We start from the raw sequence: 24183 nt of genomic DNA, 5'->3' as shown, positions 1-24183 counted from the left end.
GCACCCTCTACAGAAGTTCAGACGATGCCGCGCTGGCGCAACTGATCGATGTCGCCGCGCTGATAGCCCAACTCCTGCAGCACCTCGTCGGTGTGCTGGCCGATGGTCGGCGGCGGACGGCGCAGCGTGGGTGGCGTGCGCGTCATGGAAATTGGTGGTGCCACCAAGGGCACGGGACGCTCCAGGCCTGGATAGGCAACTGGAGTGAACGCCCCGGACGCCCGGATCACTTCATCCTGCAATGCCTCGCGTGGAGAGTGCACAGGACCAGCAGGGATGCGCGCAGCCTCCAGTTGTGCCAAAGCTTCGGAGCGTGTGCGCTGTGCGCTCCACTCCGACATGAGACCACTGAGCACCTCGCCATGCTCGCCGCGCTCGCGATCGTCCCGGAAACGCGGGTCCTGCAACAGTTCGGGCCGTCCGACGAGGCCGACCCAGCGCTTGAACAACGCCGGCCCGATGACCTGCACGATGATCCAGCCATCCCGCACACGATAGATATCGGAAGGGCCGGCAATCGGACTACGGTTGCCGGTGGCTTGCCGATCGATCCCCAGCAACGCCTCCTCGATCAGATTGCCGCTGGCAAAGTTGAGAGCCGTGTGCAGCAAAGACGAGCTGACCTGCTGGCCGCGGCCGCTGGACTTTCGTTCGTAGAGTGCCATCACCGTTGCGAGCGCGCATGACAAGGCAGTCGCAAAATCCACCACGGGTACCATGGCCTTCATGGGGTGGCCCGGCAGCCCCGCAAGGTGAACCGCTCCACTCATCGCTTGCCCCACCCCATCGAAGCCGACGCGCTGCTGAGCCGATGGATGCTCACCAAAAGCCGACGACGCCGTCAGGATGATATCGGGCCGCACCTTCTGCAGGTTCTCATAGTCCAATCCCAAATTCTTGATCGTGCTGGGTGGCATGTTGGCTACGACGACATCCGTGCGCTTCAACAAGAGGTTCACCACCTCGCGCCCTTCCGGGCTTTCGAGGTCCAGTGTGATCGAGCGCTTGTTGCGGTTGACCTGCAGGTACAACGCCCCTTCGCCCTCCGGCGTCACCGGCATGATGAAGCGGTCCTCGCTGCCGCCCACACGGTCGACCCGGATCACGTCGGCGCCAAAGTCAGCCAGCAACGCGGCGCAAAATGGGCCTGCGATAAACCTTCCAAAATCGAGAACCCGAATACCTTCAAGCACGTTGCAGTCCAGTCTTGTGTGTTCCAGTAAGGCGCGTGTGCTCATGGCAGGCCATCGGTTTCGGCGAACAGTGCCTCGAGCTGCACTGCCGCCTTTTTCAGTTCAGGGCCAATGCGTTTTCTGGCCTGGGCGACGTTGGGTGCCACCTCGGCGTTACCGCAGCTCAGCCCCATGAGAGTACCGTCGCGCCCAACGCGCAACGGCGTGGCCACGCCATAGGCGTCGCGCTGGTAGCCGCCGAGCACGGCGCAGGTGCCGTTGGCGTCCAGCTCGGCGAAACTCTCGCGGATGCTTTGCTCCAAAGCAGCCCCTCGGCCGCCCGCCGCACGCTTGAGTTCAGAAATGAGCCGCTTCTGCTCAGCGGGCGCAAGAGCCCAAAGCCAGGCACGGCCGATCGAGGTGGTGCCCAGTGGCAGCAAGGAACCGACACCCAACCGCAGGGTGGCAATCCGGTCACTGGTCCGATAGCAGATGTACAGCATCTCCAGCCCGTTCGGGATCGCCAGCGCCACTGAAACGTTGAGCTTGTCCGCCAGCGCCTGCAGAAACGGGTTGGCCATGCGCACCAGGGGACTGGCCTCGATGAATGAATGGCCGATGCTCAAGGGGCCTGTACCCAGCTCGAACTCACGGCCGCCCGCGACGTGACGCAGGAAACCGAGCTGGATGAATGTGCTGGTCAGCCGCGAAACCGTCGCCTTGGATAAACCAGTGCGCCGCACAAGTTCGGCGTTGGACACCGCAGACCGCTCGCAGCGAAAGGCTCTCAGCACCTGCATGCCGCGCTCCACGGTCAGCAGTGTGGCCTCAGGACCAGCCACGCGCGACGGAGGTCGGACTCGCGTTCTCGTCATTGTGGTGCTCCCTGCTCCTGTAACCCAACCGCCACGCCCAGCAGGCGTGGCCCCAGCTCACGCTCCACCCGGGCGCGCGACATCTGTGCCGTGGAGCCGACACAAGCTAGCACCAGTGGAGCGTGACCGGCGATCATCAGCGGCACAGCCACGATGCCGAGGTCAGGGTCCCACTCGCCCAGCGAGGTACAGAAGCCCAGCCGGAACACCTGGGCGATAGCCTCGCTGGAGCGACGTCGAAGCCGTGGCCACTCACGTGCCATGCGGCGCTCCACATTGCCCATAAGGTAGTAGCGCTCCAGTTCCGGCAGCGCGGCCAGCAGCGCCCAGCCCATAGGCGAGGAGGCCAGGCCGATGCGCACGCCCACGTGCAGGTCCAGCGCAATGGCGGCCTGCCGGCTGCTGCAGCTCTCCAGCACGATGAGGTCCAAACGGTCGCGGGTACTGAGATTCAGGTGGACCTTGTGCTCTTCGGCGAAGGCCTGCATCTGCGTACGCGCCAGGCGCTGGACCTCCGAGTTGGCGATGGCTCCATAGCCGAGTGCCAGTACCGGCGCGGCCAATCGATACTTGCGTTGCTCGGCGGCATGGTGCAGATAACCCAGCGCCACGAGCGTCTGGGCCATGCGGGACACCGTGGATGGCGGTAGACCGCTGCGGGCAGCCAGTTCCCCATTGCCCAGCCATACGTCGTTTGGTGTGAACGCAGCCAACAGCGAAAGCCCCCGGGCCACCGGTTGCACGATGGGTCCGGAGTGGCCCGCCGCGGGCGCGATCGTCCGTGCCGACCGGTTGGCGGGGGTGGAGCGTTCGCTGGACATGCCGATCACACCGATCGCTTGGAGGTAAGGCCACCGTCGACCGTGATGATCACGCCGCTCGTATAGGCTGAACGGTCGGAGGCCAGATAGACAAAGAGGGCGGCCACCTCATCAACCGTCGCTGGCCGGCCCAGCGGGTAAGCGGACAGAAGCTCTGCGGACCGCGCGGCGTCGCCGAGCGTGCGCTGCGCGTGGCTGCGCAAGACCTTCTTGATCCGGTCGGTGTCGACCGGCCCTGGATTCACACCCACCACGCGGATGCGGTCGTCCAGGCTTCGGCCACCCAGCGCCCGCGTAAACGCCATAAGTGCGGCGTTGCCGGTGCTGCCCGCGATGTAGTTGAAGTCGAAGTTCTCTCCGCCGTTGCCTATATTGTTGAGGATGACGCCACCGCCCCGCCGTTTCATCGCGGCATACATGGTCCGGGTCAGGTTGATGTAGCCGAAGACCTTCAGCTCCCAGCCTTGCCGCCACGCCACCTCGTCGACATCCCACAGGTTGCCGCCTGGAATGTTGCCCGCGTTGTTCACCAGCACGTCCGCGCCTTCGGCGAACCCCATCACAGCGTCGAGGGCGCCCGGCACCGTCATGTCGATCGGCAAGGTGTGCACGCTAACGCCGTGCCGCTCCTGCGTCGCCGCCGCGACCGCAGCCAGCTTGTCGGCCGAGCGCGCGACCAGGAAGAGCTCGCAGCCCTCGGCAGCGAATGAGCGGGCCAGCCCCTCGCCAATGCCCTGCGATGCTCCAGTGATCAATACCTTGCGGCCCTCAAGTCCCATGTCCATTGCGTGTCTCCTTTCGATTCGCCACCATCTCAGGCGGGCATCACCAGCAAGCGGATTTCCTCAAGCGCTGCCGGGTTGTCTAACGCCGAAAGGTCGCCGGGCGGCAAGCCACAGTAGACGCTGCGCAAAACACGGCGCATGATTTTTGAACTCCGTGTCTTCGGCAACTGCGTGACCACGTGAACCATGCCAGGACGAAACGGGCGACCCAGCCGCTCGTCGACATGCCGCTGAACGCGCAGCGGCAAATCGGGCGCCGCGGCATGCGCCTGATCGGCCACTACGAACACCACCAGCTTTTGACCCTTGGCCGCATCGTCCACGCCGATCGCAGCCGCCTCCGCGACTTCCGGCAACTCGAGCAGAATCTCTTCCACTTCGGCGGGACCCAGGCGCTTGCCGGCCAGCTTGATGGTGTCGTCGGAGCGGCCCATCATGAAGAAGTCGCCTTCGGCCGTGCGCCGGGCCAGGTCGCCATGCATCCACATCCCGGGCAGCGTGCGCCAATAGGTCTCCAGGAAGCGCGCGTCGTCCTTCCAGAACGACGCGGTCATGCCCACGAACGGACGGCGGACCACCAGTTCACCCACCGCCTCGGTGATGGATGCGCCGGTGGAGTCGACCACGTCGACATCCACGCCCGGCGAGATCGTGTTGAACCCGCTCGGCCGGATCGGTCGCACGACTACGCTTGAGAGCAACGCGCCGGAGACCTCGGTGCCGCCGGTGTAATTGATCAACGGTTCGCCGCCTGAGCCGAAATGCTCCTGGAACCAGCAGAAATGCTCCGGATCGATGCCTTCGCCGGCAGTGATGAGCAACTGTAGGCTGCTGCGGTCGCCCTGCAGCGCGCTTGCGGCGTTGCTCGCCAGTCCTCGAATCAGCGTCGGCGCGGAGCCAAAATGCGTGATCCGGTGGCGCTCGACCAAGCGCGACATGCGCGACCAGTCGGGAAAATCCGGCGCTCCGTCATAGCAGACGAGGGTCGCGCCCCGCAACAGAGCACATCCAAGCACCAAGGTTCCGGCTATCCAGCCCATATCAGCGGGCCAGCAGAAGACATCGCCCGGCTCAACGTCGAAATGCACGGCGGCGTCGTGAGCGATCTTGAGCGGAAAGCCCCCATGGGTGTGCACCGCTCCCTTGGGCTTGCCGGTGGTGCCAGACGTGTAGATCACCATGAAGGGGTCGTTCGGCTCCATGACGGCAGACGCGGCAGGGCGGCTTGCACCAGCCTCAAACACCGCCTGCCAGTCCAGTTGCCCCGGCTCCGCCGCGTGGCGCTCTCCCTCATGTTTCCAGACGACGATGTCCACAGCTGGCAGGCGCGCATAAGCTGTCCGCAGTGCGGCCTCCACCTCCACGCGCTTGCCGCGCCGGCCGAATCCAGTGCTCGCAATCACCGCTCTCGCCTCCGAAGAGGACAAGCGGGCCACGATGGCGTCCACGCCGAAGCCACTGAAAAGCGGGACTGCGATGGCGCCCAGCCAGGCGATCGCCAGCATGGACACCGTAGCCTCGATCCCGTTCTCCATGAGCAGCCCGATCCGCTCGCCGCGGGCCAGGCCGTGAGCAGCCAGACCTGCGGCAAACGTGCGCACGTGCTCATCGAGTTGGGCATAAGTCAGCGAGCGGATGGACCCGTCCTCCCGCTCCGCGACCACCGCAAGTTGACCGGCGGTCTTTGGGTTCTCACTCCATTGCAGTACGGTCTCCACCCAGTTCAGGCGACCGCCTGGGAACCAGCGGGGGACCTCCACGGCCCGCGAGGCGTCGACATAGCCTTGCGGGGGGGTTTGCCAGACGATGGCGCAGTGAGCCATTACTGCATTCCAGTACGCCGCCGGGTTGCTCTGCGAAAACGCGAACAGGTCTTCGTAGTTCGAGAAGCCTAGGCGTGCTATCAGACGCCCGATGCTGGCCGCCTCGATCTGGTGGGCGTTCGGCTGCCAAACTCTACGTTGGGGATCGATCATCGCGTTTCCTTTTCTTCGCTCAGGCGCTCACAGCCCCATGTACGCACGGCGCACCTGGTCGTTGTCTGCCAGGTCCCTTGCCACGCCGTGCATCGCGACGCGGCCACCCTCCAGCACGTAGGCGTAGTCGGCGATCGCCAGCGCCGCCTCTGCGTTCTGCTCAACCAGCAGCACATCGACGCCGCTGCGTCGGATGTCCCCGATCGCACGGGCAATCATCTGCACCACCGCTGGCGCCAGACCGATGGTGGGCTCGTCCAGCAGCAGCACCTTGGGAGCACTCATCATTGCCCGGGCGACCGCTACCATCTGCTGCTGCCCGCCACTCAGGGTGCCAGCCACGGTGTCCAGTCGACTGCGCAGATCGGGAAACAAAGTCAGGCAGCGCTCCATGTCGCCAGCGATCGCCTTCGCATCGTCCCGGCAGTACGCGCCCAACTCCATGTTCTCCATCACGGTCATGGCGCCGAACAGGCGACGCCCTTCAGGCACCAGGGCTAGCCCGCGCCGAACCCGTTCGTCCGCAGCCACGTGCGTCGCTTTCTGGCCATGCAGCAGCACCTCACCTGCGCTCGCCGCCAGCAGGCCGCTCGCAACCTTCATCAGCGAGGACTTACCCGCACCATTGGCGCCAATCAGCGTCACGACCTCGCCGGGAGCCACTGTGAGCGACACGTCGTGCAGTACCTGTAGCAAGCCGTATCCGGCCGAGATTCCCCGGATCTGCAAGGACCCGACTTCACTGCGCATGTGCGCCTCCCAGGTAGGCGGCAACGACCTTCGCGTCGACGCCGACCTGCGCCGGCGTTCCGGTCGCCAGCAGTTGGCCATGGTGCAGCACCACCAATCTGTCGCACACGCTCATAACAGCCTTCATGTTGTGTTCCACCAGCAAGATGGAGCATCCGAACTCATCGCGTATGCGGCAAAACACCTCCAGAATTGATCCCACTTCGGTCTGGTTCAGGCCGGTCAACGGCTCGTCCAGACAGAGCAGGCGCGGCCGCACGGCAAATGCGATCGCGATGCTCACCAGCCGCTGCAATCCGTGCGGCAGTTGCCCCGCCCGTTCGTCCAGTCTCGATTGCAGTCCGAGCAGTTCTGCTGTCTCGCGCACCCGCCGCTCGCGCACGGCGCGCGACGCGGCGGGCAGCGCGCCGATAGCACCCACGAACAGATTGTCCCGAACGCTCATGCTTGGCATCAGACTGCCGTGCTGGAACGTGCGGACTAAACCGGCCTTGCGGCTGATGCGCTCCGGCGAGGCGCCGGTCATGTCTTCCCCGTGCAGGAACAAGCGGCCCGTAGAGGGCTTGTAGAAGCCGCTGATGAGATTGAAGGTGGTGCTCTTGCCGGCGCCATTCGGTCCGATCAGCCCTAGGATCTCCCGATCGTGGATCTCGATGTCGAGGCCTGACACCGCCACGAGGCCCCCAAACCGTCGGGTCAGCCCCTGACCCCGCAACAAGGGCTGCGCCGTGGACTTCGCAGTCGCAGTTTGGACAATCATCAGAGCGACTCCCCCGCTGTGTGCTGTCGGGCATGCCTGCGCTGGCTCGGGCGTACGCGCATGCTCACCCAACCGACCAACCCGCGCGGCATGAAGAGCACTGCGACGACGATGCCGGCCCCATGGAAGATGTGCTCGCTGCCGCCGAAGCTCTGCGCGAGGCTGCCTAGCAAAACCATCAGCACAGCTCCGACGACTGGGCCTACGGCATGATCCTCGCCACCCACCTTCAGGTAGGCCAGCACAGAAGCCGACAGCAGGAATCCGAAATCGCCGGGACTGATCACGTTGTTGGCAAACGCATGCAGGGCCCCTGCCAGACCCGCGGCGGCGCACGCAATGCCGAAGCAAAGGATCTTCATGCCATGCGCATGGATCCCGACCGACCGCACCACGTTTTCGTTGTCGCGGATGGCGGTGAACACGCGACCCAGGTGCGATCGTTCGAGCGCATAGAGGACGAGCACACCCGACGCGGCCATCGCCACGGCAAACACGTGGAACCACCCCTGGAGCGCCTCCGGTGGAAATATGCCCACCATTCCTGAATTGCCGCCCAGCAGGGGCGATCTGGTGTACACGATCCGCATCACCTCGGTGAACGCGAAGCCGATCAGCAGGAAGTAAGGCCCCTTGGTGCGCAAGGTGATGAAGCCGAACACGACGCTGAACACCGCCGCAACGCCTGCTGCCAGAAGCAAAGACAGGGCGAAAGGCCATCCCCACAAGGTCGTCGCAAGCGACGCGGCATAGGCCCCGATGCCATAGAACGCCGCCACCGCGAAATTGAGCTCTCCGATGAGCAAAACGAAACGCAGGCTGGCTGCGGCCAGCGCAGCGATAGCCATCCAAGTCACCAACGTAGCAGCGTAGCCTTGCCCGACCACGACGGCCACCATCAGAGCAGCCAGAGCCGTGATCGAAGGCGGGGCAAGCGATGTCTTATCCATGACCGAGCAATCCTTTGGGTTTGATCAACAAGATGAACATCACGAGCACAAAAGTGGCGAGACTGGCGGCGGACGGATCGAACAGGAAGCCCCCGAAGGTCTCGATCGCAGAGATCAGCAAGCTGCCGAGGATGGCGCCGCCCACGCTACCCAGGCCGCCGATGACCACGGCCATGAAGCCCTTGACCAGGTAGGCGTCGCCCAGGGTCGGGGACACGGCTGAGATCGGCGCGGTCAGCGCACCGGCCAGGGCGCCGATCAACGTGGCCAGCAAAAAGCCGCGCAAGGCAATCTTCCGGTAAGGAATACCCTGCAGCATGGCGGCCTCATGATCGATCGCGACCGCACGAAGCGAGCGGCCGAAGCGGGTGGCCGTCAGGAGGAGTGCGAGCCCCACGGTGAGCGCCAGTGCGATGGCGCAGAGCAACAATCGCTGCGCGGCCACCGTAAAACCGAGCCACTCCACATTGCCTTGCACCAGCGGGGGGACCGGCCGCACGGCGCCTCCGAAGACTTCCAGGAAGATGCCCTCCAGCAGCAACACCACCCCTGTGGAAAGAATGAACGAGCCGATCATGTCGCGCTCGAGTCGGCGAAAACCCCACTGGTATACCAACATGCCAAGCGCCGTGGCGACGGCGATCCCCGCCATGACGGCGACGACGTACGCAAGCGCGACAGGCAGACCGCTGCGCACCAACAGCGGCACGCACACGCCCACCACCAGCGCCGAGAGTGTGAAGAACTGGCCGTGAGCGAAATTGACAATGCGAAGCACACCGAAGATCAGCGTCAGCCCGAGCGCGAACAGGATCACCACCGCACCGATCTGCAGCGTCGTCAGCAGCAGTTGCACTAGGTTCTGCAGCATGGTTGAGCTTCCTGCCTTACTGGACGCCGCGGACGCGCAACTCTTGCGGGACCAAGCGTGCGACCTCCACAAGCTTGCCGCTCCGGACCTGGGTCACGATCACCGGCACCAACATTTGCTGCGGCGTGCCGTAGGTTTCCTTACCGCCGAATGCAGACTTTCCGTAGAAAGAGTCGAAGGTCACCGATGGCAGCATCTTCGCGACTGCTTCGGGTTCGACGCTTTGGGCCTTCTCCATGGCAGCTCTGAGTGCCTTGACGGAATCGTAGAAGCCGATCTGCACCGCATTAAGGGACTCGCCCAGCAACGCACGTGCACCCTCGTTGAGCGCTCTTTGCCGCAGCGTCACCTGAGGACCATCGAACGTGACCGCGGCGCCGAGGTAAGCGCCCTCCACTGCAGTGCCGCCGGTGGCCAGAAGGCCCTCGGCGCCGGTGCCGACCTCGACGACCTTCACGCCGTTCCAGCCGAGGGCAGAAAGCTCCTTGAACACCAGGCCGGCATCGGACGGCGGACTGGCGCAAAGGTCGACGGCATCAGGCTTCTGCGCACTGAGCTTGGTGGCGATGGGCTGGAACTCCGAACTGCCGCGTTCGTACCAGTCGCTGGAGACGACCTTGACGCCTGCTGCAGCCCAGGCCTTCCGGGCGATCTGCTCAGTCTCCTGACCGGTAGCATCGTTGGGATTGAGCAGAGCCACGGTCTTGATTTGCGGTTGGGACCGCGTGATCTGGCGCACCAGCGGCAACGAGATTTCGTTCGGCGTGTTCATCTGAGTGAACGTCAGCGGGTATTGCGGTCCCTTGATACTGGCACCCCAGGCCACGGTGAACAGCAGCACGCTCTCACGTTCGGTGCGCGACTGCAGCGCCCGCACCGGCGCTGTGCCCAGGCTGCCGCCGATGAAACGCACCTTATCCCTGCTCAGTAGTGTCTGTGCTACACGGGTACCGTCGGCAGCGTTGTACTTGTTGTCGTAGGCGACGCACTCGAAGTTATAGACCTTACCGGAGACCTTTACGCCGCCTTCTTTGGCGATCTCCGCGGCAGCCTGTTGGCACAGCCACTCGCCGCCCTTTCCCCAGTTGGCTCCGGCGCCAGACAGCGGGACTGAAAGGCCGAGCTTGATCGTTTGCGCGGCCACCGGCGCGTGGACGGCGAGCGCGAGAGCAGCCGCTGCACACAACGAAAACGAGCGAGATGATGTGAGGCTCATGTATGTCTCATAAAGGTTGTTGTGGATCGATTTGATATGCACGAGATGCCGAGGGTCAACGCTGGCGCGTCCAATGTTCCGTGCAATGGAAACTCCGTCAGGCCTTGTCGCACGCGCCAGAAAGGCACCTTCGTGCGAAGGAACCCATGCGTCGCACGGCCTTTCAGTTCTGATGTACGGAACGATCCGTCGTTGGCACCAGCTCAGCCCGGCCGGCGGTGAGCACCAATTGGTCGCGCTCAAGGACTCTGCACCGGAAGCGCACCCACGGGCCATCGCGCCAGAGCTCGGTGCGCAGCGTCTCGCCGGGGTAGACCGGCGCGGAGAAGCGAGCATGCAGGGAGCGGAGTCGGCCAGCGTCATAGCCGCAGGCGGTGCGCAACACGGCATGCCCCGCAATGCCGTAGGTGGCCAGACCATGAAGGATCGGGCGCGCGAAGCCAGCGGATCGTGCGACCGCCGGATCAAAGTGCAGCGGGTTCGGATCCCCGCAAAGGCGATAGAGCAGCGCCGTCTCTGGCCGAGTCGGGAGGTCGCAGATGTCGTCAGGGGCGCAAGACGGCGCCCATGCCATGGAAGGCGGCGAAGCATCGCTGGGCTGGCCGTCCTCGCTGAATCCACCGTCACCACGGCAGAAGTTGAGTTGCTCGACGGTGGCCAGCAAGTCCCCGCTCGTCATGTCGTAAAGAGAGCGCTCCATCTGAACCACCGCGCCCTTTTCTCGTCCCTTGTCGATGACGGCGCTGACCCGGGTGCGGCCGACCAGGCAACCTGTCGCGGCCAGAGGGCGGTGCAGTCGCACGCCCTGTTCGCCATGGACCACGCGCTTCCAATCGATGCCGCTGCGCGGATCGCGCATCCATTGGCCAGGGAAAGCGAGCACAGCAGCCATGAACGGCGCCGCTCGTAGCGCGTCGCCGGCGACGTAACGGAGTGCCCGCTCATCCAGCGGGTCGGCCCCAAAGCCCAAGCACAAGGCGTACAGCGCGCTCTCGCGCTCCGTATACCGATGCTCCACTTCACCGAAAGCCCACTCTTTCAGGCGGCCCACGTTGATCGCCATCCTCACGCCCGCTCAAAGATGGCTGCCAGGCCCTGGCCACCGCCGATGCACATGGTTTCGAGCCCGTAGCGGCCTTGGCGCCGCTGCAGCTCGTGCAGCAGCGTTGTCGCGATGCGCACACCGGTGGCTCCGATTGGATGCCCGATCGAGATACCGGAGCCGTTGACGTTGAGTCGCTCTGGGTCGTTCCAGCCCCACCCCTTGAGGACGGCCAGGGCTTGGACCGCAAACGCCTCGTTGAGCTCGACCAGGTCGAGGTCGTCGAAACCGAAACCAGTGCGTTCGAAGAGTTTCCGCACCGCCGACACCGGCCCGATACCCATGCGAGCCGGGTCGCAACCGGATGCGGCCCAGCCGGTGAGATATCCGATGGGCGTGAGGCCCAATGCGTCCAGACGGTCCTCGGCGACCACCAGGCAGGCCGCCGCGGCATCGTTCTGCTGGCTCGCGTTGCCGGCTGTCACCACACCACCAGCCGTCAAGGGCCTGAGCCGCGCCAGGGAGTCGGGTGTGGTGTCCGGGCGGATGCCTTCGTCGCGCGAGAAGACGACGGCGTCGCCCTTGCGCTGGGGAACGTTCAGTGGCACTACCTCGGCAGCGAAGCGCCCTTCGTCCCAGGCACTCGCAGCGCGCACGTGGCTGCGGACGGCGAAGGCGTCCGCCTCTGCGCGGCTGATTCCGTATTCGCGCGCCAAGGTCTCTGCAGTCTCGACCATCCCCGAGATGTAGCCAAAGCGCCCCTCCGGCTGAGACCGCTCCCGTCCGCGCTCCAGGCGATCATGCAGCTTGCTCGAGCCGGAACGCGAACCCCAGCGCAGGTCCGTCGTGTAGTACTCGATATTGCTCATGCTCTCCACGCCTCCTGCCAGCACGACGTCGGCTGCGCCGGTCTGCACCATCATGGCGGCAGTGACTATTGCCTGCAGGCCGCCGCCGCAGCGCCGGTCCAGTTGCATGCCTGGGACCTCAAGCGGCAAGCCCGCATCCAACGCCGCCCATCGGCCGATGCAAGGAGTTTCGCTGCTGGCATAAGACTGGGCGAAGACAACGTCATCAATCCGTGCCGGATCCACGCCGCTGCGGGCCAAGACCGCCTGGATCACGGGCCGGGTGAGCGACTCGACCGCAAGGTTGCGCAACGCGCCGCCGAACTGACCGACCGGGGTGCGCAAGGGACTGACGATGGCTGCTCTTCTCATTGGGGGGAACTCCTGTTGTTCGAAAAGGCAGCGCGCTCCAGCGCTGCTCGGTCCTCCGGATGGGCAACATCGAGCATGCGCTGCAGGCGCTGCCGTATTGATGTTCCGCGCAGATCGGCCACGCCATGCTCGGTGACGACGAACGCAGCGTCACTACGCGGCGTGCTCACCGGCCCGTCCAGGAGGGAGACAATGCGTGCATGGCGGCCGGAGCGTGATGGCAACGCGATGATCGACATGCCTCCCGCGGCACGCGCGCCCCTGGCGAAGTCCATCGCACCGCCGACCGCGCCGACGTAGCGGCCTGCCGCTACCTCGGCATTGACCTGGCCACTGAGGTCGACCTCTAGCGCCGAGTTGATCGCGACCAGTCCGCGCAAGGCCGCCAGCGTGCTTAGTGCGTGCGTGTAGGCGGTAGATCTGAACTGAATCTTCGGGTTGCGATGAGCCAGCTGATGGACCTTGCTGCTGCCCATCATTAGGCCGGCGACGCTGACGCCACGGTCCAGCGCCTTGCGCTCGTTGGTAGCGGCACCGCACTCGATCAGGCCGGCTGCGGCGTCGCCCAGGGCCCCTGTGTGCAGGCCTAGATGACGACGGTCACCTAGACGGGCGAGCACCGCTTCCGGAACCGCCCCGACACCCGCCTGCAGCGTCGCGCCATCATCGATCAACCCGGCCACGCGGTCGGCGATGACCGACTCTTGGCTTGAACCCCCGGCGCGCGCAAGCTCGACCAGAGGACGGTCAGTTCGCACGAGCACGTCGATATCCTCCAGCCTCAGACTGCGCTCGCCATGGGTCCATGGCGCCTGCGCGTTGACCTCCGCCACGAGCACGCGGGCAGAGTCGATAAGCGGCGTGAGGTACTCGTGCGCAACGGACAAGCTGTAGCGTCCGTCCGGACCGGGGTTAGCCAACTGCAGCAGCAGTACATCCACCGCATTGGCCCCTCCAGCACCCAATGCAACCGGCAAGTCGGAGTAATGGCAGCTCAGGACGTCCAGCACACCCGCATCGGCGAGCAGGCGGTTGGCGCCAGATCCACAATAGGCCTGGAAATCCACGACGTCGGCGAATGTGGGATCCAACGTATCGGACCACGTCGCTCCCATGAACACCGAGAAGCGGCCTCCAATGCGATGTCGTTGCTGCATAAGGGCACGGGTCAGCGGCACAGGTTCGGCGGCTGCTTGGCCCCATGCGACCCGATCGCCCGGGCGCAACAGCGCAGAGAAGTCCAGCGCTTCAAGGTCGGTCTCAATCATGGCTCTGCGCGGTGCTCTCGTCTCAGACCGGATCCCAACTAAATACGTCGGCTGACCGATCCATGGGCACGAAGGACGCACGCAAGGCGGGCATCGCATGGTCGGCGATGCTCCGGGCTGTCCAGCCCTCGCTGCGCTGCACAGAGCGCAGCGGACGTGGCTGGCTCATCAAGACGATCTCGTTGTTACGCACCGTAAACACCTGCGCGTTCACCGCGGCGGCTGCATCGCTGGCCAAGTAAACAGCCAGCGGGGCGATCTTGTCAGGCGTCATCTGCTTGATCTTCTCGACGCGCATGGCCTGCTCAGGCGTGTCGGTGGGTATCGAGCTGACCATGCGACTCCAGGCGAAGGGCGCGATACAGTTGGATCGCACACCACTCTTCTCAAGGTCGAGCGCGATCGACTTCGACAGTGCGACCACACCCAACTTGGCGGCGCTGTAGTTAGCCTGGGCAAGATTGCCGATCAGTCCGGAGGTGGAGGTCATATGAATTAGGCTGCCGCTGCCCTGCTCCTTCATCGGCCCAGCCGCGGCGCGGCTCATGAAGTAGGCGCCGTAGAGATGGACCTTGATGACCGCGTCCCATTCCTCGTCCGACATCTTGTGAAAGAATCGGTCGCGCAGGATCCCCGCGTTATTGACGACGCAGTCAATGCGGCCGAAGCGCTCCAAGCCCGTGTGGACAATGGCAGCAGCGCCAGCGCTGTCGGCAACACTGTTCGCGTCCGCAATGGCCTCTGCGCCAAGTCCGGCAATCTCATCGACGACACGCTGCGCCGCGCTTTCATCACGGCCTTCGCCCGAAAGCGACGCACCGATGTCGTTGACCACGACGCGTGCACCCTGGCGTGCCATGTGCAGCGCAATCTCCCGGCCAATGCCGCCACCGGCGCCAGTCACCACCACGACCTTACCGGTCAACATTGCTTCACCTTGCATTGCATGCTCCTCGCTTGTTTCACGTCGATCACGAAGCATGCGCCCGGTGGGCCAAGGCGGTAAACGCGAATGTCTCACTCATTCCGTGCAACGGAATGGCGCGGCGAGGTGCCCTTTTCTAGCAGTCTTGTGGGGCGCGGCGGCTATTCCAAGGCACGGAACCAACGAGTGCGCGTTGTTGACGGAACGAGCGATGCCCGCCCAAAGTCCTGTCCCAACTTCCCTTAACTCCCCCCGCTCATGATCAGAGACCGCGATACGCTGGATGCCCTTGTCGGCAGCATTGCCCGCTTTGTGCGCGAACGCCTAATCCCCAACGAGGCCATCGTTGCCGAGACCGACGAGATCCCTGCGGATATCGTCGAGGACATGAAGGCTATGGGCCTTTTCGGTCTGACCATTCCAGAAGAGTACGGTGGTTTGCAACTGACCATGGAGGAAGAAGTCATTGCGATGTTGGAGCTCGGCAGGGCGTCGCCTGCCTTCCGATCGCTGATCGGAACAACGGTAGGTATCGGATCGCAAGGCATACTTTTCGATGGGACCGAGGCCCAGAAGAGCCACTACCTTCCCCGTCTGGCAACCGGAGAGCTCATCGCTTCGTTTGCGCTCACAGAACCCGAGTCAGGCTCGGATGCCGCCTCGCTGCGCACGACCGCCATTCGCGACGGAGACTGCTACGTCATCAACGGTACCAAGCGCTTCATCACAAACGCGCCGCAAGCCGGAATCTTCACGCTGATGGCGCGCACAGACCTCGGCAACAAGGGCGCCGGCGGCATCTCTGCGTTGATTGTTGACGCGAAGACGCCGGGTATCACCTTTGGCAAGCGCGACAGCAAAATGGGCCAGAGAGGTGCACACACCTGCGACGTGATCTTCGAGAACTGCCGTGTGCCTGCTGCCAACCTTATCGGCAACGTCGAAGGCATGGGCTTCAAGACAGCGATGAAGGTACTGGACAAGGGCCGCATCCATATCGCGGCGATCTGCGTGGCGGCGTCAGAGCGAATGCTGGGCGACGCACTGCAGTACGCCACCGAGCGGAAGCAATTTGGACAGCCGATCAGCCAGTTCCAACTGGTGCAAGCCATGCTCGCGGATAGCAAAGCCGAGATCTACGCGGCGAGAAGCATGGTTTTGGACGCTGCTCGCCGACGAGACGACGGATGGAGCGTGAGCACGGAGGCATCCTGCGCGAAGCTGTTCGCGTCTGAGATGTGCGGCCGTGTCGCGGATCGTGCGGTACAGATCTTTGGCGGCGCTGGGTATGTGAGCGACTACGGCATCGAGCGCTTCTATCGAGATGTTCGTCTGTTCCGTATTTACGAAGGCACTTCGCAGATCCAGCAACTCGTGATTGCGAGGAACATGATCCGCGAGGCTGAGCAATGAGCAGGCGGTAAACGTGACCACCAGTGACGAGCACTTGATGCCCACCAGTCCAGCAGACGCATCGCTGGAGAACCTCCAAGAATGGGTGGGACGGACCGCGACGGTAGAAGATGTGCTCCAAGGCTCCTCCGCCCAGAGGCTGTTCGCGATGCTAGACAGGGAAGACGAACTTCCAGTCGTGTTGCCCCCTTTGTGGCACTGGCTCTACTTCTTGTCGGCGCCTCCGACGGCCAGCATTGATGCCGACGGACATCCGCGGCGGGGTGGCTTTCTGCCACCCGTTCCTCTGCCTCGGCGAATGTGGGCCGCCGGTAGCCTGCAATGGAAGATCGGAAATCCACTGCGGATCGGAGAGACCGTCCGGCGCGACTCCCGCATCTTGTCCTTAACGCAGAAGTCCGGAAGTAGCGGCGATTTGATCTTCGTCACGGTCGAGCACGAGATCCACAACGCGCGAGGGATAGCGCTGACCGAGCATCAGGACATTGTTTATCGCGCGGCGGCGCGACTTGGTGGCCCAAGTGCGAGATCTTTTACCCACCCTGGAAGTGCGGCATGGCAGCGAGCCATCGTCCCAGACGAAGTGTTGCTATTCCGCTATTCAGCGCTGACCTTCAATGCTCACCGAATCCACTATGACCGGCCTTATGCCACGACGATTGAAGGCTACCCAGCACTGGTGGTCCAGGGCCCGCTGATCGCGACATTGCTGGCGGACCTGGCCCGGCGCGTGGCACCGGGAGCTGCGATCCGCAAGTTCCAGTTCAAGGCAGTCCGCCCATGCTTCAATGGTCGGCCTCTTCGGCTACATGCCTGCCCAGCACCCGACAGCCCGGGCCTGATCCTTTGGGCCTTGGACAGCGATGACCACCTTGCGATGCAAGCAAACTGCGAGTTCCAAACATGAAGTCAAGCCAAGAAGCCTACCCAGACATCCGCGATGCGGTGCGCGCGCTGTGCGCGGAGTTTCCAGATGAGTACCACCGCAAGGTGGATGAAGAGCGTGCCTACCCCGACGCTTTCGTTCAAGCCCTGACCAAAGCTGGTTGGCTGGCCGCCCTCGTACCGCAGGAATGGGGCGGCGCCGGTCTCGGGCTCGCTGAGGCTTCGGTCATCATGGAGGAGATCAACCGATCGGGGGGCAACTCGGGTGCGTGTCACGGTCAGATGTACAACATGGGCACGCTGCTACGGCACGGGTCGCAAGCGCAGAAGGAGAGGTTTCTCCCCAGGATTGCCAGCGGCGAGTGGCGCCTGCAGTCAATGGGGGTGACGGAACCCTCGACGGGGACGGATACGACACGCATTCGAACCACGGCGGTGAAGAAGGGTGACCGGTACGTGATCAACGGGCAGAAGGTCTGGATCTCCAGAGTTCAGCATTCCGAATGGATGATTCTCCTCGCACGCACGACGCCTCTGGCCGATGTAAAAAAGAAAACCGAGGGCATGTCGATCTTCATGGTGGACCTGCTGGAAGCGAGAAGATCCGGAATGACCGTTCGCCCGATTCCCAACATGGTAAATCACGAGACGAACGAGCTGTTCTTCGAGAATCTAGAGATCCCTGAGGAGAACCTCATCGGCCAAGAAGGTCACGGCTTCAAGTACATTCTTGACGGGCTGAACGCGGAGCGGACCCTCATTGCCGCTGAGTGCATCGGCGACGGCTATTGGTTTATAGATCGCGTCACGCGGTATGTGAAGGAACGCGTTGTGTTTGGTCGTCCCATCGGACAGAACCAAGGCGTGCAGTTTCCGATCGCAGAAGCATACATCGAAGTTGAAGCCGCAAACCTGATGCGCTGGGAAGCGTGCCGGCTCTTCGACGCGCACCAGGCATGCGGCCCTCAGGCGAACATGGCAAAGTATTTAGCCGCCAAGGCCAGTTGGGAGGCAGCAAACGCGTGCATCCAGTTTCACGGAGGCTTTGGCTTTGCCAATGAGTACGACGTTGAAAGAAAATTCCGAGAAACCCGGCTTTACCAAGTGGCGCCGGTATCCACCAATCTCATCCTTTCTTACCTCGCGGAGCATGTCCTAGGACTTCCCAAGTCCTATTGAACAACCCAAGATACCCAATGATCGAAGACTCCCGCCGGAGTCGACGACTAGGCTTCGGTGGGAAGCTGTGCATCCACCCGCTACAAGTTTCGATTGTTAACGAGACTCTCGCATCGTCGATGGAGGAACTGATCTGGGCTTCTTCAGACCTCAGACGCCTAACCCGGACCTTGGCTCAGCTCGTCGAGAACTCAACCTATGAACTACCGTTCCCGGCCGCTCATCGCCGCGCTCCGGTGGTCTGTCAAATTGTTCGCGGGCCGCCCTCAACTCCTGGGAGTGGTCCAAGATCCATCCCCATAGGGGAATCATGCTGGCCAAGAACCCTCGCCCTACGTCCGTCAAGCTGTACTCAACGCGGGGCGAAACCTCACCGTAGTCATCCCTCGCGATCATCCCGTCTCGCTCCAGATGCCTCAGTGTTCGTGTGAGCATGCGTTGTGTAATGCCTTCGAGCCGCCGCGCGAGCACAGCGTGGCGCAGAGTTCCGGCAGTCGCGAGTGCGTGCACGATGCCGAGCGACCAACGGCTTCCGGCGTGGGCGAGGATCTCGCGCTTAAGGCCATCATCTTCATCGCTCAGCGCGTCGCAAGCCTGCTGCGACATTCGGATGATCTCCTCGAACGGGGTCGGGTTACGCGGTATCAACGGTGTGCCTGCTTCTTTTGTGTTGATGGATCGAGCATTCTGTCGGACGAATCAACACAAGGTATTTCATGTCCAACATTTCCTCCTCCCGAAAAGTTCTTGTCCTAGGAGCCGGCGAACTCGGCATGCCTGTCATCCGGGAACTCCTTCGATTTGGCCATCTAGGCGGTTCGATCTCTGTACTGTTGCCGCCGATGATGCAGGGAGGGGCAAACGACGTCGTCAGCAAACAGCGCGAGGAGCTGCGCTTACTGGGATTGGATGTCGTCGAGGCCGATCTTGCCAAAGACAGCGTGGAAGAACTTGCATCGATCTTCTCAAAGTTTACGCAGGTCGTCGGTTGCACAGGCTTCGTTGGCGGCCGCGGCACCCAACTCAAGATCACTGCGGCAGCACTCAGCGCTGACATTGAACACTACATCCCATGGCAGTTCGGCGTGGACTACGACATCATCGGCCATGGTAGTGGCCAGGAAGTGTTCGACGAGCAGTTCGATGTCCGGAACCTGCTTCGTTCACAGTCACGTGTCAAGTGGACCATCGTCTCGACAGGCATGTTCACGAGCTTTGTCTTTCTTCCGGCTTTTGGCCTGGTGAATCTGGAAAGAGGAATAGTTCATGCGCTTGGCGCCTGGTCTCATCGCCTCACTGTGACGACACCCGAAGACATCGGCCGCATGACAGCGCTGATCGCCGTGTCGAATCGCGAGCATGCCGACAAGGTCGTCTACCTATCCGGCGACACCTTCACCTATGAGGAATTGGCTATTACCGTAGAACAAGTGCTCGGCCGCCCGATGGAGCGGGTGCTGTGGTCGATCGCCGAACTGAAGGCGGAGGTGGCAAAGCACCCCGAGGACACCATGCGCAAGTACCGTCTAGGCTTCGCTCGCGATGATGGCGTCGCGTGGCCCAAGGCTGAGACCTTAAACGCTAGACGGAACATTGCGATGGTCGACGTAGCCACTTGGCTGCGTCGCTGGCGCGATTTCAGCGGCTCTCTGACCCCGGATTGGGACACCTCGACCGCGACAGACACGTTGGCCTACCGAATGGCCAAGCCAGAGCTTCTCGTCGCATCGGCGGATCCCGACGGCAGTGACATTGCTACCCTAACGCAGCGGTACTATGGTTGGTGGAATGGCGGCAGCGATGCCATGCTGGCAACGACGGTTTCGCCAGACTTCCGGGATCGCACGCCTCCACCGGGCCGGGAGCCAAGCATCGCGGGCCTGACTGCCGCGCAAAGTGCATTCCACGAGGCGTTTCCCAACGGGCGAGTGCATGTCCTGCAGCAGGTGATCGTCGGCGATCGTGTAGTGAGCCACCTGCGCGTGACGGGACGCTTTCTCGGTAGTCGTGAGGGACGGTCGGGGGCGGGCCAGCGTATCGACTATCTAGCCACTGACATCATGCGGATCGCTGGCGGCCAGATCGTCGAGAGTTGGCACGTCGAGGATCACTTGAGCCTTCAACAGCAACTTGCCTGATTTCGCGAGGAGCTCGATCTGCAGGCAATCGGCTTCAAAGGCGTCGAGCCGGCGGCAACCGGCCGTCCTTCGTGCCACCCCTCGGTCGTGCTGAAGCTCCACATCTACGGCTACCTGAATCGCATCCAATCGAAGCCGTTCGAAGCGGCGGTCGAGTGCTGGGGCGGCTGGGGCGCTAGGCGCCGCCGGGGCGCTGAGGCGGCTGAGGCGGCTGGGGCGTCGCCCGGGCGCTGGGGCTGGGCCGGCTGGGCGTTCCCAAACGCTCAACGACGATCGGATGCACGAAAAAAGTAGGGTAATAAAATGGGCCACTAGGGGCCACTAGGGCCCACCGGGCTGCAATCCGCGCGGGTGCTTGATTGCTGGCGGAGAGGGTGGGAGGCACAGCACTAGCATTCATGCGGGTTGCCGGGCCTTCCTCCTGAGGATGCCTACTCAGATGCCTACGGGTGTTGAGGGTAGGCAATTCGGATCCCGTGGGCGTATCAGCACCCACGGAGTCCTGACCACTCCGCGAGGAAACCGCTTCATGGCTTCTGCCGATCTTACCGCCGCGCGTCTGCGCGAGCTGCTTCATTACGACCCGGAGACTGGCGTCTTCACCTGGCGCGTAACACGCCCAGGGGGAAAAGCAAACGCCGGCAGCTTGGCTGGCGACATCAACAAGAAAACCGGCTACCGGCGAATAGGCATCCTGCTACAACGGCACGACGCTCATCGCTTGGCATGGCTATACGTCCATGGCCATTGGCCAATAGGAATGATCGACCACATCGATGGCAATCAGAAGAACAACGCGATTGCCAATCTCAGAGATGTCAACCACCGCACAAATCAAGAGAACCTTAAGCGCGCACTGTCCAACAACTCGACAAACCTGCTCGGCGTGTCGGCGCGAAGGAGCCGCTGGATCGCTCGGATCGTGATACGAGGCAAATGGACCTACCTCGGCACGTTCGGCACGCCGGAGGAGGCGCACGCAAAATACGTGATGGCCAAGCGAGAACACCACGAAGGCTGCACGATATGAAGGAGCAGAGACCCATGGATCTACCTGAGTTGCCAGCGCCATTCGGCTACGTGCGAGACAGCGGCGGCCACGTTGGCCCCCTGGTCTTTCAGCATGCGCCCTTCGACGAGCGAACGCGGCTGCTGTGCTCAACCGAGCAGGTCTACAGGTACGCGCAGCTCCGTGCCTATGCTGAGGAAGCCGTCAAGCAGGAGCGCGAGCGAATTGCTGAAGCGTGGAAAGGCTGCATCTGCGAGGGAAGCGGAGAAGACATCGGGCAAGCCATCCTTGAGGATGCCGCTATCCAAACTCGTAAGGGACACGGATGAGCAACGACGCCAAGCACGACGCAACGCACGCTCTGGAACAATTCTGCACCGTCACAGTACAGAATATGTCTAGGGTGATGGACCACGCATACGAGATCGAATGCGAAAAGGAGCTTCACACCGTCTTAAATGCTGTGAAAGCCTTGCACGATGCTGCCGACAAGGTGCATGTTCTGCTGTTCGCGGACTGCGGTCCAAGGCAGTAAAATTGGCCCGTCCTCTCACCTGGACGGTTGGGCGATCCCGGCCGATGCGCAACTAGGTGGGAGGGCCATCAAGACTTCGGATTGCCGGGTGGTCCCCGAAGCCCTAACCAGGCTGAAGCAGTCCGAAGCCTTGATGGTGTGGCCTATTGGTTGGGCGACGGAAGTTCCGAGAGGCGAAAGCTGGGTAGGCATCCCATGCCGGAAAGCTGGTTCGATTCCAGCCGCCATCAACTATCAAGTAAGCGTTGGCTCGTGAGGCGATTGCAAGCCAGAAACCTTGCCCTAAAACCCATGCTCTGCTGTGCACGGCAACATGGACTAGGGGTAGCAAACCAGCGCTTACTTGATGGTGATGCGTAGGCTGATACGCAGCGTCTCTAGTAAGAGGGGGCGGACACGCGGGGGGCTAAGACCACCCAAAGCCGGAGTTCAGCGCCGGCACCATCAGACATGAGCTTTAGCGCGGATCAAGCAAGCCTTCAGTTGTGCACGACTGTGGGGACTGCTCCGGAAAGCTCATGTCTGATGGTGAATGCGCAGTGCTGATGCGCTAGACACGTAACAGCATGCCGCTCGAAAGCGTCAGAAGTGGCGCCGTACAGTCGTGAGTGCATGCAAGCCGGAGATCAGCACCGGCCGCCATCAACCTACTCAGGGCTTCTTGAGCGAGTAATCGGTCCTACCGACAGGCTGACCAGCAAGAGCGGCCTCTCTGCACTCGCGGTAGGTGTTACCCACCTCTACGAGCTTCGCCAGGAGCGCCCCCATCGAGTCATCGCTTAGAGGCGTCAGGGCTGGGCACGATGACACCACCAGAGGGCTCGGGCGACCTTCCTGTGATGGCTTGATTGGCAAGCTGCACGCCGTCAGCAGGCACGCGGCAATCACGATAGACGGTGTTCTGAGTGATCTCACGTTGAACCTTCTGGACGATTGTGGTGTTGACGGGCTTGAGGGCTGCAATCGCGTAGGCCGCCCCCTGCTGTGCGGCCTCTCTGGTGTCCTCGATGGCCTGCTTGATCTTCGATTGGCCGGCGATCTCCTGATCTCGACCTATTCCCATGCCGTACCACCCTGCCCCAGCGATCGACGATCCCCATGCGATCACGATGGCGAGCAGAGCCCATGGATTCGTCATAGTTGCCCTGCTGACGGTTGGAATGACCGCACGTACCACATAGCAGCCTGCAGACGAGAGGTCACGTCGATGCGGTTGAACAGTCGTCCTACATGGTGCTTGGTCGTGTGGACGCTCAAGTTCAGTTCACGCGCAATCTGTTTGTTGTTGAGGCCCTTGACGATCAGCAGCAGAACGTCGCGCTCACGCGGACTCAGCTTCACAGCGTCTTCCTCAGTTGGCAGACACGGCACTGAATCCGGGTAGGGACGCCAACGAAGCACCGCAGGCAGTCACCACAGACGTTCCAGCAGCATTTGTCCTCGCGCATGTCGTCAGGGAAGTCGCGCGGCTGGGCCAGAGCTTGACGCTCGGCAATGTCAATTTCTCGGGTCATGGTGCCTCCTTCTTTGCCGTCGCCTTCTGGATGACGTTGGCCCCCAAATAGCCTCCGAGGCAGAACATGGTCAGCGTCACATACGCAGCCTGGTCCAGCTTTCCAGTGAGCAGGAGTCCGGTGAACGTCAGGAATGCCAGCAGCGCCAGCAGGAACTTGCGGGAGGCGAAACGTTCGGTCATGACATGCACAGCCCATACTCGGCCTCTCGGCGTTTCACAAGACCGGGAAGCTGCTTGCCTCCGGCATAGGTCCAGCGGTTCAGTTCCGCGCACCACTCAAGCGCCTGTGCGCCAGCGTTGGCCTTCTTCACGAGAGTTGATCCGCAGAAGTTCCGCGCCCCAACGTTGAAGGTGAACGACAACAGCGCGACCTTCTGACCATCGGTCAGGGGCACTCGCACGCAATCAAGATCATCGGCATGCTTGACCAGATCGACGTAGAGCATCTCCTGGCACTGCGCCGTGGTGTAGGTGGTGCCCATGCGTAGGTTGGCGTCTACATGGCCTGTGCATGCAGTGATGATCCCGATCGGGTCTCGGTAGGCCCGAAGGATCGTGCCCTCGTGCGTGGCCACGAAGGCCACAGCCACAGCCGCAGCACCGAATCCTATCTTCGCTGCGAGCTGTGCCTTGGAATTCATGTCAGATCGCCCGGCTTGGTGAACTTGCCTTCAGCCCAGCGCCGGAGCTTCACGCCCCACTCGGATTCCTCACGCCACCACTTGCGCACGAGATACAGGATCTGCAGCACGACAAGCACGCCGGTGAGGAAGGCGGTCCAGCTGATCTGCGAGTACCAGGCGATTCCGCCGGCGGGGGCCGTGCGCACTGCGAGTTCTACGGCGATGTCTTTGATTTCTTGTTTCATTCGACAGGC

The 24183-nt window shown here is 62.7% G+C and carries 26 protein-coding genes and 1 tRNA gene; 7 read left to right on the top strand and 20 right to left on the bottom strand.

What is annotated here, in order from left to right:
* Window positions 1-17: 17 nt before the first annotated feature.
* The 14 genes from E5CHR_RS08050 to E5CHR_RS07985 all read right to left on the bottom strand — a co-directional run bounded on the left by E5CHR_RS08050 (window position 18) and on the right by E5CHR_RS07985 (window position 14634).
* On the bottom strand, window positions 18-1238 hold the full coding sequence (locus tag E5CHR_RS08050; RefSeq protein WP_162579195.1) for a CaiB/BaiF CoA transferase family protein: 1221 nt from the start codon (window positions 1236-1238) through the stop codon (window positions 18-20).
* On the bottom strand, window positions 1235-2047 hold the full coding sequence (locus tag E5CHR_RS08045) for an IclR family transcriptional regulator (protein ID WP_162579194.1): 813 nt from the start codon (window positions 2045-2047) through the stop codon (window positions 1235-1237). Before E5CHR_RS08045 ends, E5CHR_RS08050 begins: the two co-directional genes overlap by 4 nt.
* The gene (locus tag E5CHR_RS08040) at window positions 2044-2868 is read right to left on the bottom strand and encodes an IclR family transcriptional regulator (RefSeq protein ID WP_162579193.1); all 825 of its coding nucleotides are present in this window, start codon (window positions 2866-2868) and stop codon (window positions 2044-2046) included. Before E5CHR_RS08040 ends, E5CHR_RS08045 begins: the two co-directional genes overlap by 4 nt.
* Before the next feature lie 5 nt (window positions 2869-2873).
* Window positions 2874-3653: an SDR family oxidoreductase gene (locus E5CHR_RS08035; RefSeq protein ID WP_162579192.1), complete on the bottom strand. Its 780-nt coding sequence runs from the start codon at window positions 3651-3653 to the stop codon at window positions 2874-2876.
* 29 nt (window positions 3654-3682) lie between these two features.
* The gene (locus tag E5CHR_RS08030) at window positions 3683-5629 is read right to left on the bottom strand and encodes an AMP-binding protein (protein WP_162579191.1); all 1947 of its coding nucleotides are present in this window, start codon (window positions 5627-5629) and stop codon (window positions 3683-3685) included.
* A gap of 27 nt (window positions 5630-5656) precedes the next feature.
* Window positions 5657-6379: an ABC transporter ATP-binding protein gene (locus tag E5CHR_RS08025; protein ID WP_162579190.1), complete on the bottom strand. Its 723-nt coding sequence runs from the start codon at window positions 6377-6379 to the stop codon at window positions 5657-5659.
* Entirely contained in the window at window positions 6369-7139 is a 771-nt protein-coding gene (locus E5CHR_RS08020) for an ABC transporter ATP-binding protein (RefSeq protein WP_162579189.1), read from the bottom strand. Before E5CHR_RS08020 ends, E5CHR_RS08025 begins: the two co-directional genes overlap by 11 nt.
* Window positions 7139-8038 (bottom strand): branched-chain amino acid ABC transporter permease, encoded by a 900-nt coding sequence (locus E5CHR_RS08015; protein ID WP_232061993.1) that lies wholly within the window; start codon window positions 8036-8038, stop codon window positions 7139-7141. Before E5CHR_RS08015 ends, E5CHR_RS08020 begins: the two co-directional genes overlap by 1 nt.
* 43 nt (window positions 8039-8081) lie before the next feature.
* On the bottom strand, window positions 8082-8957 hold the full coding sequence (locus E5CHR_RS08010) for a branched-chain amino acid ABC transporter permease (protein ID WP_162583625.1): 876 nt from the start codon (window positions 8955-8957) through the stop codon (window positions 8082-8084).
* Between the two features lie 19 nt (window positions 8958-8976).
* A complete protein-coding gene (locus E5CHR_RS08005; RefSeq protein ID WP_162579187.1) occupies window positions 8977-10176 on the bottom strand; it encodes an ABC transporter substrate-binding protein in 1200 nt (399 codons plus the stop codon).
* A 163-nt stretch (window positions 10177-10339) separates the two neighbouring features.
* Window positions 10340-11239, bottom strand: coding sequence for a MaoC/PaaZ C-terminal domain-containing protein (locus tag E5CHR_RS08000; RefSeq protein WP_162579186.1), 900 nt, complete (start codon window positions 11237-11239; stop codon window positions 10340-10342).
* Window positions 11240-11241: 2 nt separating this feature from the next.
* Entirely contained in the window at window positions 11242-12438 is a 1197-nt protein-coding gene (locus tag E5CHR_RS07995) for an acetyl-CoA C-acetyltransferase (protein WP_162579185.1), read from the bottom strand.
* Window positions 12435-13706, bottom strand: a complete 1272-nt coding sequence (locus tag E5CHR_RS07990) for an acetyl-CoA hydrolase/transferase family protein (RefSeq protein WP_162579184.1) — start codon at window positions 13704-13706, stop codon at window positions 12435-12437. Before E5CHR_RS07990 ends, E5CHR_RS07995 begins: the two co-directional genes overlap by 4 nt.
* Window positions 13707-13728: 22 nt before the next feature.
* Entirely contained in the window at window positions 13729-14634 is a 906-nt protein-coding gene (locus tag E5CHR_RS07985; protein ID WP_162583624.1) for an SDR family NAD(P)-dependent oxidoreductase, read from the bottom strand.
* A gap of 255 nt (window positions 14635-14889) precedes the next feature.
* Between E5CHR_RS07985 and E5CHR_RS07980 the strand changes: the two genes are divergently transcribed.
* From E5CHR_RS07980 to E5CHR_RS07970, 3 genes are read left to right on the top strand one after another with little or no spacing between them, the layout of a single operon-like run.
* Complete coding sequence (locus E5CHR_RS07980) at window positions 14890-16044, top strand: acyl-CoA dehydrogenase family protein (protein ID WP_162579183.1); 1155 nt, start codon at window positions 14890-14892, stop codon at window positions 16042-16044.
* A 13-nt stretch (window positions 16045-16057) separates the two neighbouring features.
* The gene (locus E5CHR_RS07975; RefSeq protein ID WP_332061188.1) at window positions 16058-16951 is read left to right on the top strand and encodes an FAS1-like dehydratase domain-containing protein; all 894 of its coding nucleotides are present in this window, start codon (window positions 16058-16060) and stop codon (window positions 16949-16951) included.
* Window positions 16948-18108 carry an acyl-CoA dehydrogenase family protein gene (locus E5CHR_RS07970; protein ID WP_162579182.1) on the top strand — a complete coding sequence of 387 codons (1161 nt, stop codon included), beginning with the start codon at window positions 16948-16950 and terminating at the stop codon, window positions 18106-18108. Before E5CHR_RS07975 ends, E5CHR_RS07970 begins: the two co-directional genes overlap by 4 nt.
* A 150-nt stretch (window positions 18109-18258) precedes the next feature.
* Here E5CHR_RS07970 and E5CHR_RS07965 read toward each other — a convergent pair whose 3' ends face one another.
* Complete coding sequence (locus E5CHR_RS07965) at window positions 18259-18714, bottom strand: winged helix-turn-helix transcriptional regulator (RefSeq protein WP_162579181.1); 456 nt, start codon at window positions 18712-18714, stop codon at window positions 18259-18261.
* A 110-nt stretch (window positions 18715-18824) separates the two neighbouring features.
* Here E5CHR_RS07965 and E5CHR_RS07960 point away from each other — a divergent pair, with 110 nt between their 5' ends.
* From E5CHR_RS07960 to E5CHR_RS07945, 4 genes are all read left to right on the top strand, one after another.
* A complete protein-coding gene (locus E5CHR_RS07960; RefSeq protein WP_162579180.1) occupies window positions 18825-20246 on the top strand; it encodes an ester cyclase in 1422 nt (473 codons plus the stop codon).
* Window positions 20247-20775: 529 nt separating this feature from the next.
* Entirely contained in the window at window positions 20776-21276 is a 501-nt protein-coding gene (locus E5CHR_RS07955) for an HNH endonuclease signature motif containing protein (protein ID WP_162579179.1), read from the top strand.
* A 14-nt stretch (window positions 21277-21290) separates the two neighbouring features.
* Window positions 21291-21584 (top strand): hypothetical protein, encoded by a 294-nt coding sequence (locus E5CHR_RS07950; protein ID WP_162579178.1) that lies wholly within the window; start codon window positions 21291-21293, stop codon window positions 21582-21584.
* A 338-nt stretch (window positions 21585-21922) separates the two neighbouring features.
* Window positions 21923-22020: transfer RNA gene (locus E5CHR_RS07945), tRNA-Gly, on the top strand.
* Window positions 22021-22562: 542 nt separating this feature from the next.
* Here the strand turns inward: E5CHR_RS07945 and E5CHR_RS07940 are convergent.
* The 5 genes from E5CHR_RS07940 to E5CHR_RS07920 form a co-directional block, all read right to left on the bottom strand.
* On the bottom strand, window positions 22563-22928 hold the full coding sequence (locus E5CHR_RS07940; protein ID WP_162579177.1) for a hypothetical protein: 366 nt from the start codon (window positions 22926-22928) through the stop codon (window positions 22563-22565).
* On the bottom strand, window positions 22925-23131 hold the full coding sequence (locus E5CHR_RS07935) for a response regulator transcription factor (protein ID WP_162579176.1): 207 nt from the start codon (window positions 23129-23131) through the stop codon (window positions 22925-22927). The genes E5CHR_RS07940 and E5CHR_RS07935 overlap by 4 nt, the downstream gene beginning before the upstream one ends.
* Before the next feature lie 169 nt (window positions 23132-23300).
* Window positions 23301-23486 (bottom strand): hypothetical protein, encoded by a 186-nt coding sequence (locus E5CHR_RS07930; protein WP_162579175.1) that lies wholly within the window; start codon window positions 23484-23486, stop codon window positions 23301-23303.
* Entirely contained in the window at window positions 23483-23947 is a 465-nt protein-coding gene (locus E5CHR_RS07925) for a lysozyme (RefSeq protein ID WP_162579174.1), read from the bottom strand. The genes E5CHR_RS07930 and E5CHR_RS07925 overlap by 4 nt, the downstream gene beginning before the upstream one ends.
* Window positions 23944-24174, bottom strand: a complete 231-nt coding sequence (locus E5CHR_RS07920) for a hypothetical protein (protein ID WP_162579173.1) — start codon at window positions 24172-24174, stop codon at window positions 23944-23946. Before E5CHR_RS07920 ends, E5CHR_RS07925 begins: the two co-directional genes overlap by 4 nt.
* Window positions 24175-24183 lie beyond the last annotated feature (9 nt).

Source organism: Variovorax sp. PBS-H4 (genome assembly GCF_901827205.1).
GTDB lineage: Bacteria > Pseudomonadota > Gammaproteobacteria > Burkholderiales > Burkholderiaceae_C > Variovorax.
Note: the sequence above shows the minus strand (reverse complement) of the source record. Positions and strands in the feature narration are given on the sequence as shown.

Coding starts and splice junctions, on each gene's coding strand:
- E5CHR_RS07930 (WP_162579175.1), bottom strand. CDS start 23,486: ATGACCGAACGTTTCGCCTCCCGCAAGTTCCTGCTGGCGCTGCTGGCA.
- E5CHR_RS08050 (WP_162579195.1), bottom strand. CDS start 1,238: ATGAGCACACGCGCCTTACTGGAACACACAAGACTGGACTGCAACGTG.
- E5CHR_RS08035 (WP_162579192.1), bottom strand. CDS start 3,653: ATGGACATGGGACTTGAGGGCCGCAAGGTATTGATCACTGGAGCATCG.
- E5CHR_RS07995 (WP_162579185.1), bottom strand. CDS start 12,438: ATGAGAAGAGCAGCCATCGTCAGTCCCTTGCGCACCCCGGTCGGTCAG.
- E5CHR_RS08005 (WP_162579187.1), bottom strand. CDS start 10,176: ATGAGCCTCACATCATCTCGCTCGTTTTCGTTGTGTGCAGCGGCTGCT.
- E5CHR_RS08020 (WP_162579189.1), bottom strand. CDS start 7,139: ATGATTGTCCAAACTGCGACTGCGAAGTCCACGGCGCAGCCCTTGTTG.
- E5CHR_RS08025 (WP_162579190.1), bottom strand. CDS start 6,379: ATGCGCAGTGAAGTCGGGTCCTTGCAGATCCGGGGAATCTCGGCCGGA.
- E5CHR_RS07940 (WP_162579177.1), bottom strand. CDS start 22,928: ATGACGAATCCATGGGCTCTGCTCGCCATCGTGATCGCATGGGGATCG.
- E5CHR_RS07970 (WP_162579182.1), top strand. CDS start 16,948: ATGAAGTCAAGCCAAGAAGCCTACCCAGACATCCGCGATGCGGTGCGC.
- E5CHR_RS08040 (WP_162579193.1), bottom strand. CDS start 2,868: ATGTCCAGCGAACGCTCCACCCCCGCCAACCGGTCGGCACGGACGATC.
- E5CHR_RS07960 (WP_162579180.1), top strand. CDS start 18,825: ATGTCCAACATTTCCTCCTCCCGAAAAGTTCTTGTCCTAGGAGCCGGC.
- E5CHR_RS07925 (WP_162579174.1), bottom strand. CDS start 23,947: ATGAATTCCAAGGCACAGCTCGCAGCGAAGATAGGATTCGGTGCTGCG.
- E5CHR_RS08015 (WP_232061993.1), bottom strand. CDS start 8,038: ATGGTGGCCGTCGTGGTCGGGCAAGGCTACGCTGCTACGTTGGTGACT.
- E5CHR_RS08000 (WP_162579186.1), bottom strand. CDS start 11,239: ATGGCGATCAACGTGGGCCGCCTGAAAGAGTGGGCTTTCGGTGAAGTG.
- E5CHR_RS07990 (WP_162579184.1), bottom strand. CDS start 13,706: ATGATTGAGACCGACCTTGAAGCGCTGGACTTCTCTGCGCTGTTGCGC.
- E5CHR_RS07985 (WP_162583624.1), bottom strand. CDS start 14,634: ATGTTGACCGGTAAGGTCGTGGTGGTGACTGGCGCCGGTGGCGGCATT.
- E5CHR_RS08045 (WP_162579194.1), bottom strand. CDS start 2,047: ATGACGAGAACGCGAGTCCGACCTCCGTCGCGCGTGGCTGGTCCTGAG.
- E5CHR_RS07965 (WP_162579181.1), bottom strand. CDS start 18,714: ATGTCGCAGCAGGCTTGCGACGCGCTGAGCGATGAAGATGATGGCCTT.
- E5CHR_RS07920 (WP_162579173.1), bottom strand. CDS start 24,174: ATGAAACAAGAAATCAAAGACATCGCCGTAGAACTCGCAGTGCGCACG.
- E5CHR_RS07955 (WP_162579179.1), top strand. CDS start 20,776: ATGGCTTCTGCCGATCTTACCGCCGCGCGTCTGCGCGAGCTGCTTCAT.
- E5CHR_RS07950 (WP_162579178.1), top strand. CDS start 21,291: ATGGATCTACCTGAGTTGCCAGCGCCATTCGGCTACGTGCGAGACAGC.
- E5CHR_RS08030 (WP_162579191.1), bottom strand. CDS start 5,629: ATGATCGATCCCCAACGTAGAGTTTGGCAGCCGAACGCCCACCAGATC.
- E5CHR_RS07980 (WP_162579183.1), top strand. CDS start 14,890: ATGATCAGAGACCGCGATACGCTGGATGCCCTTGTCGGCAGCATTGCC.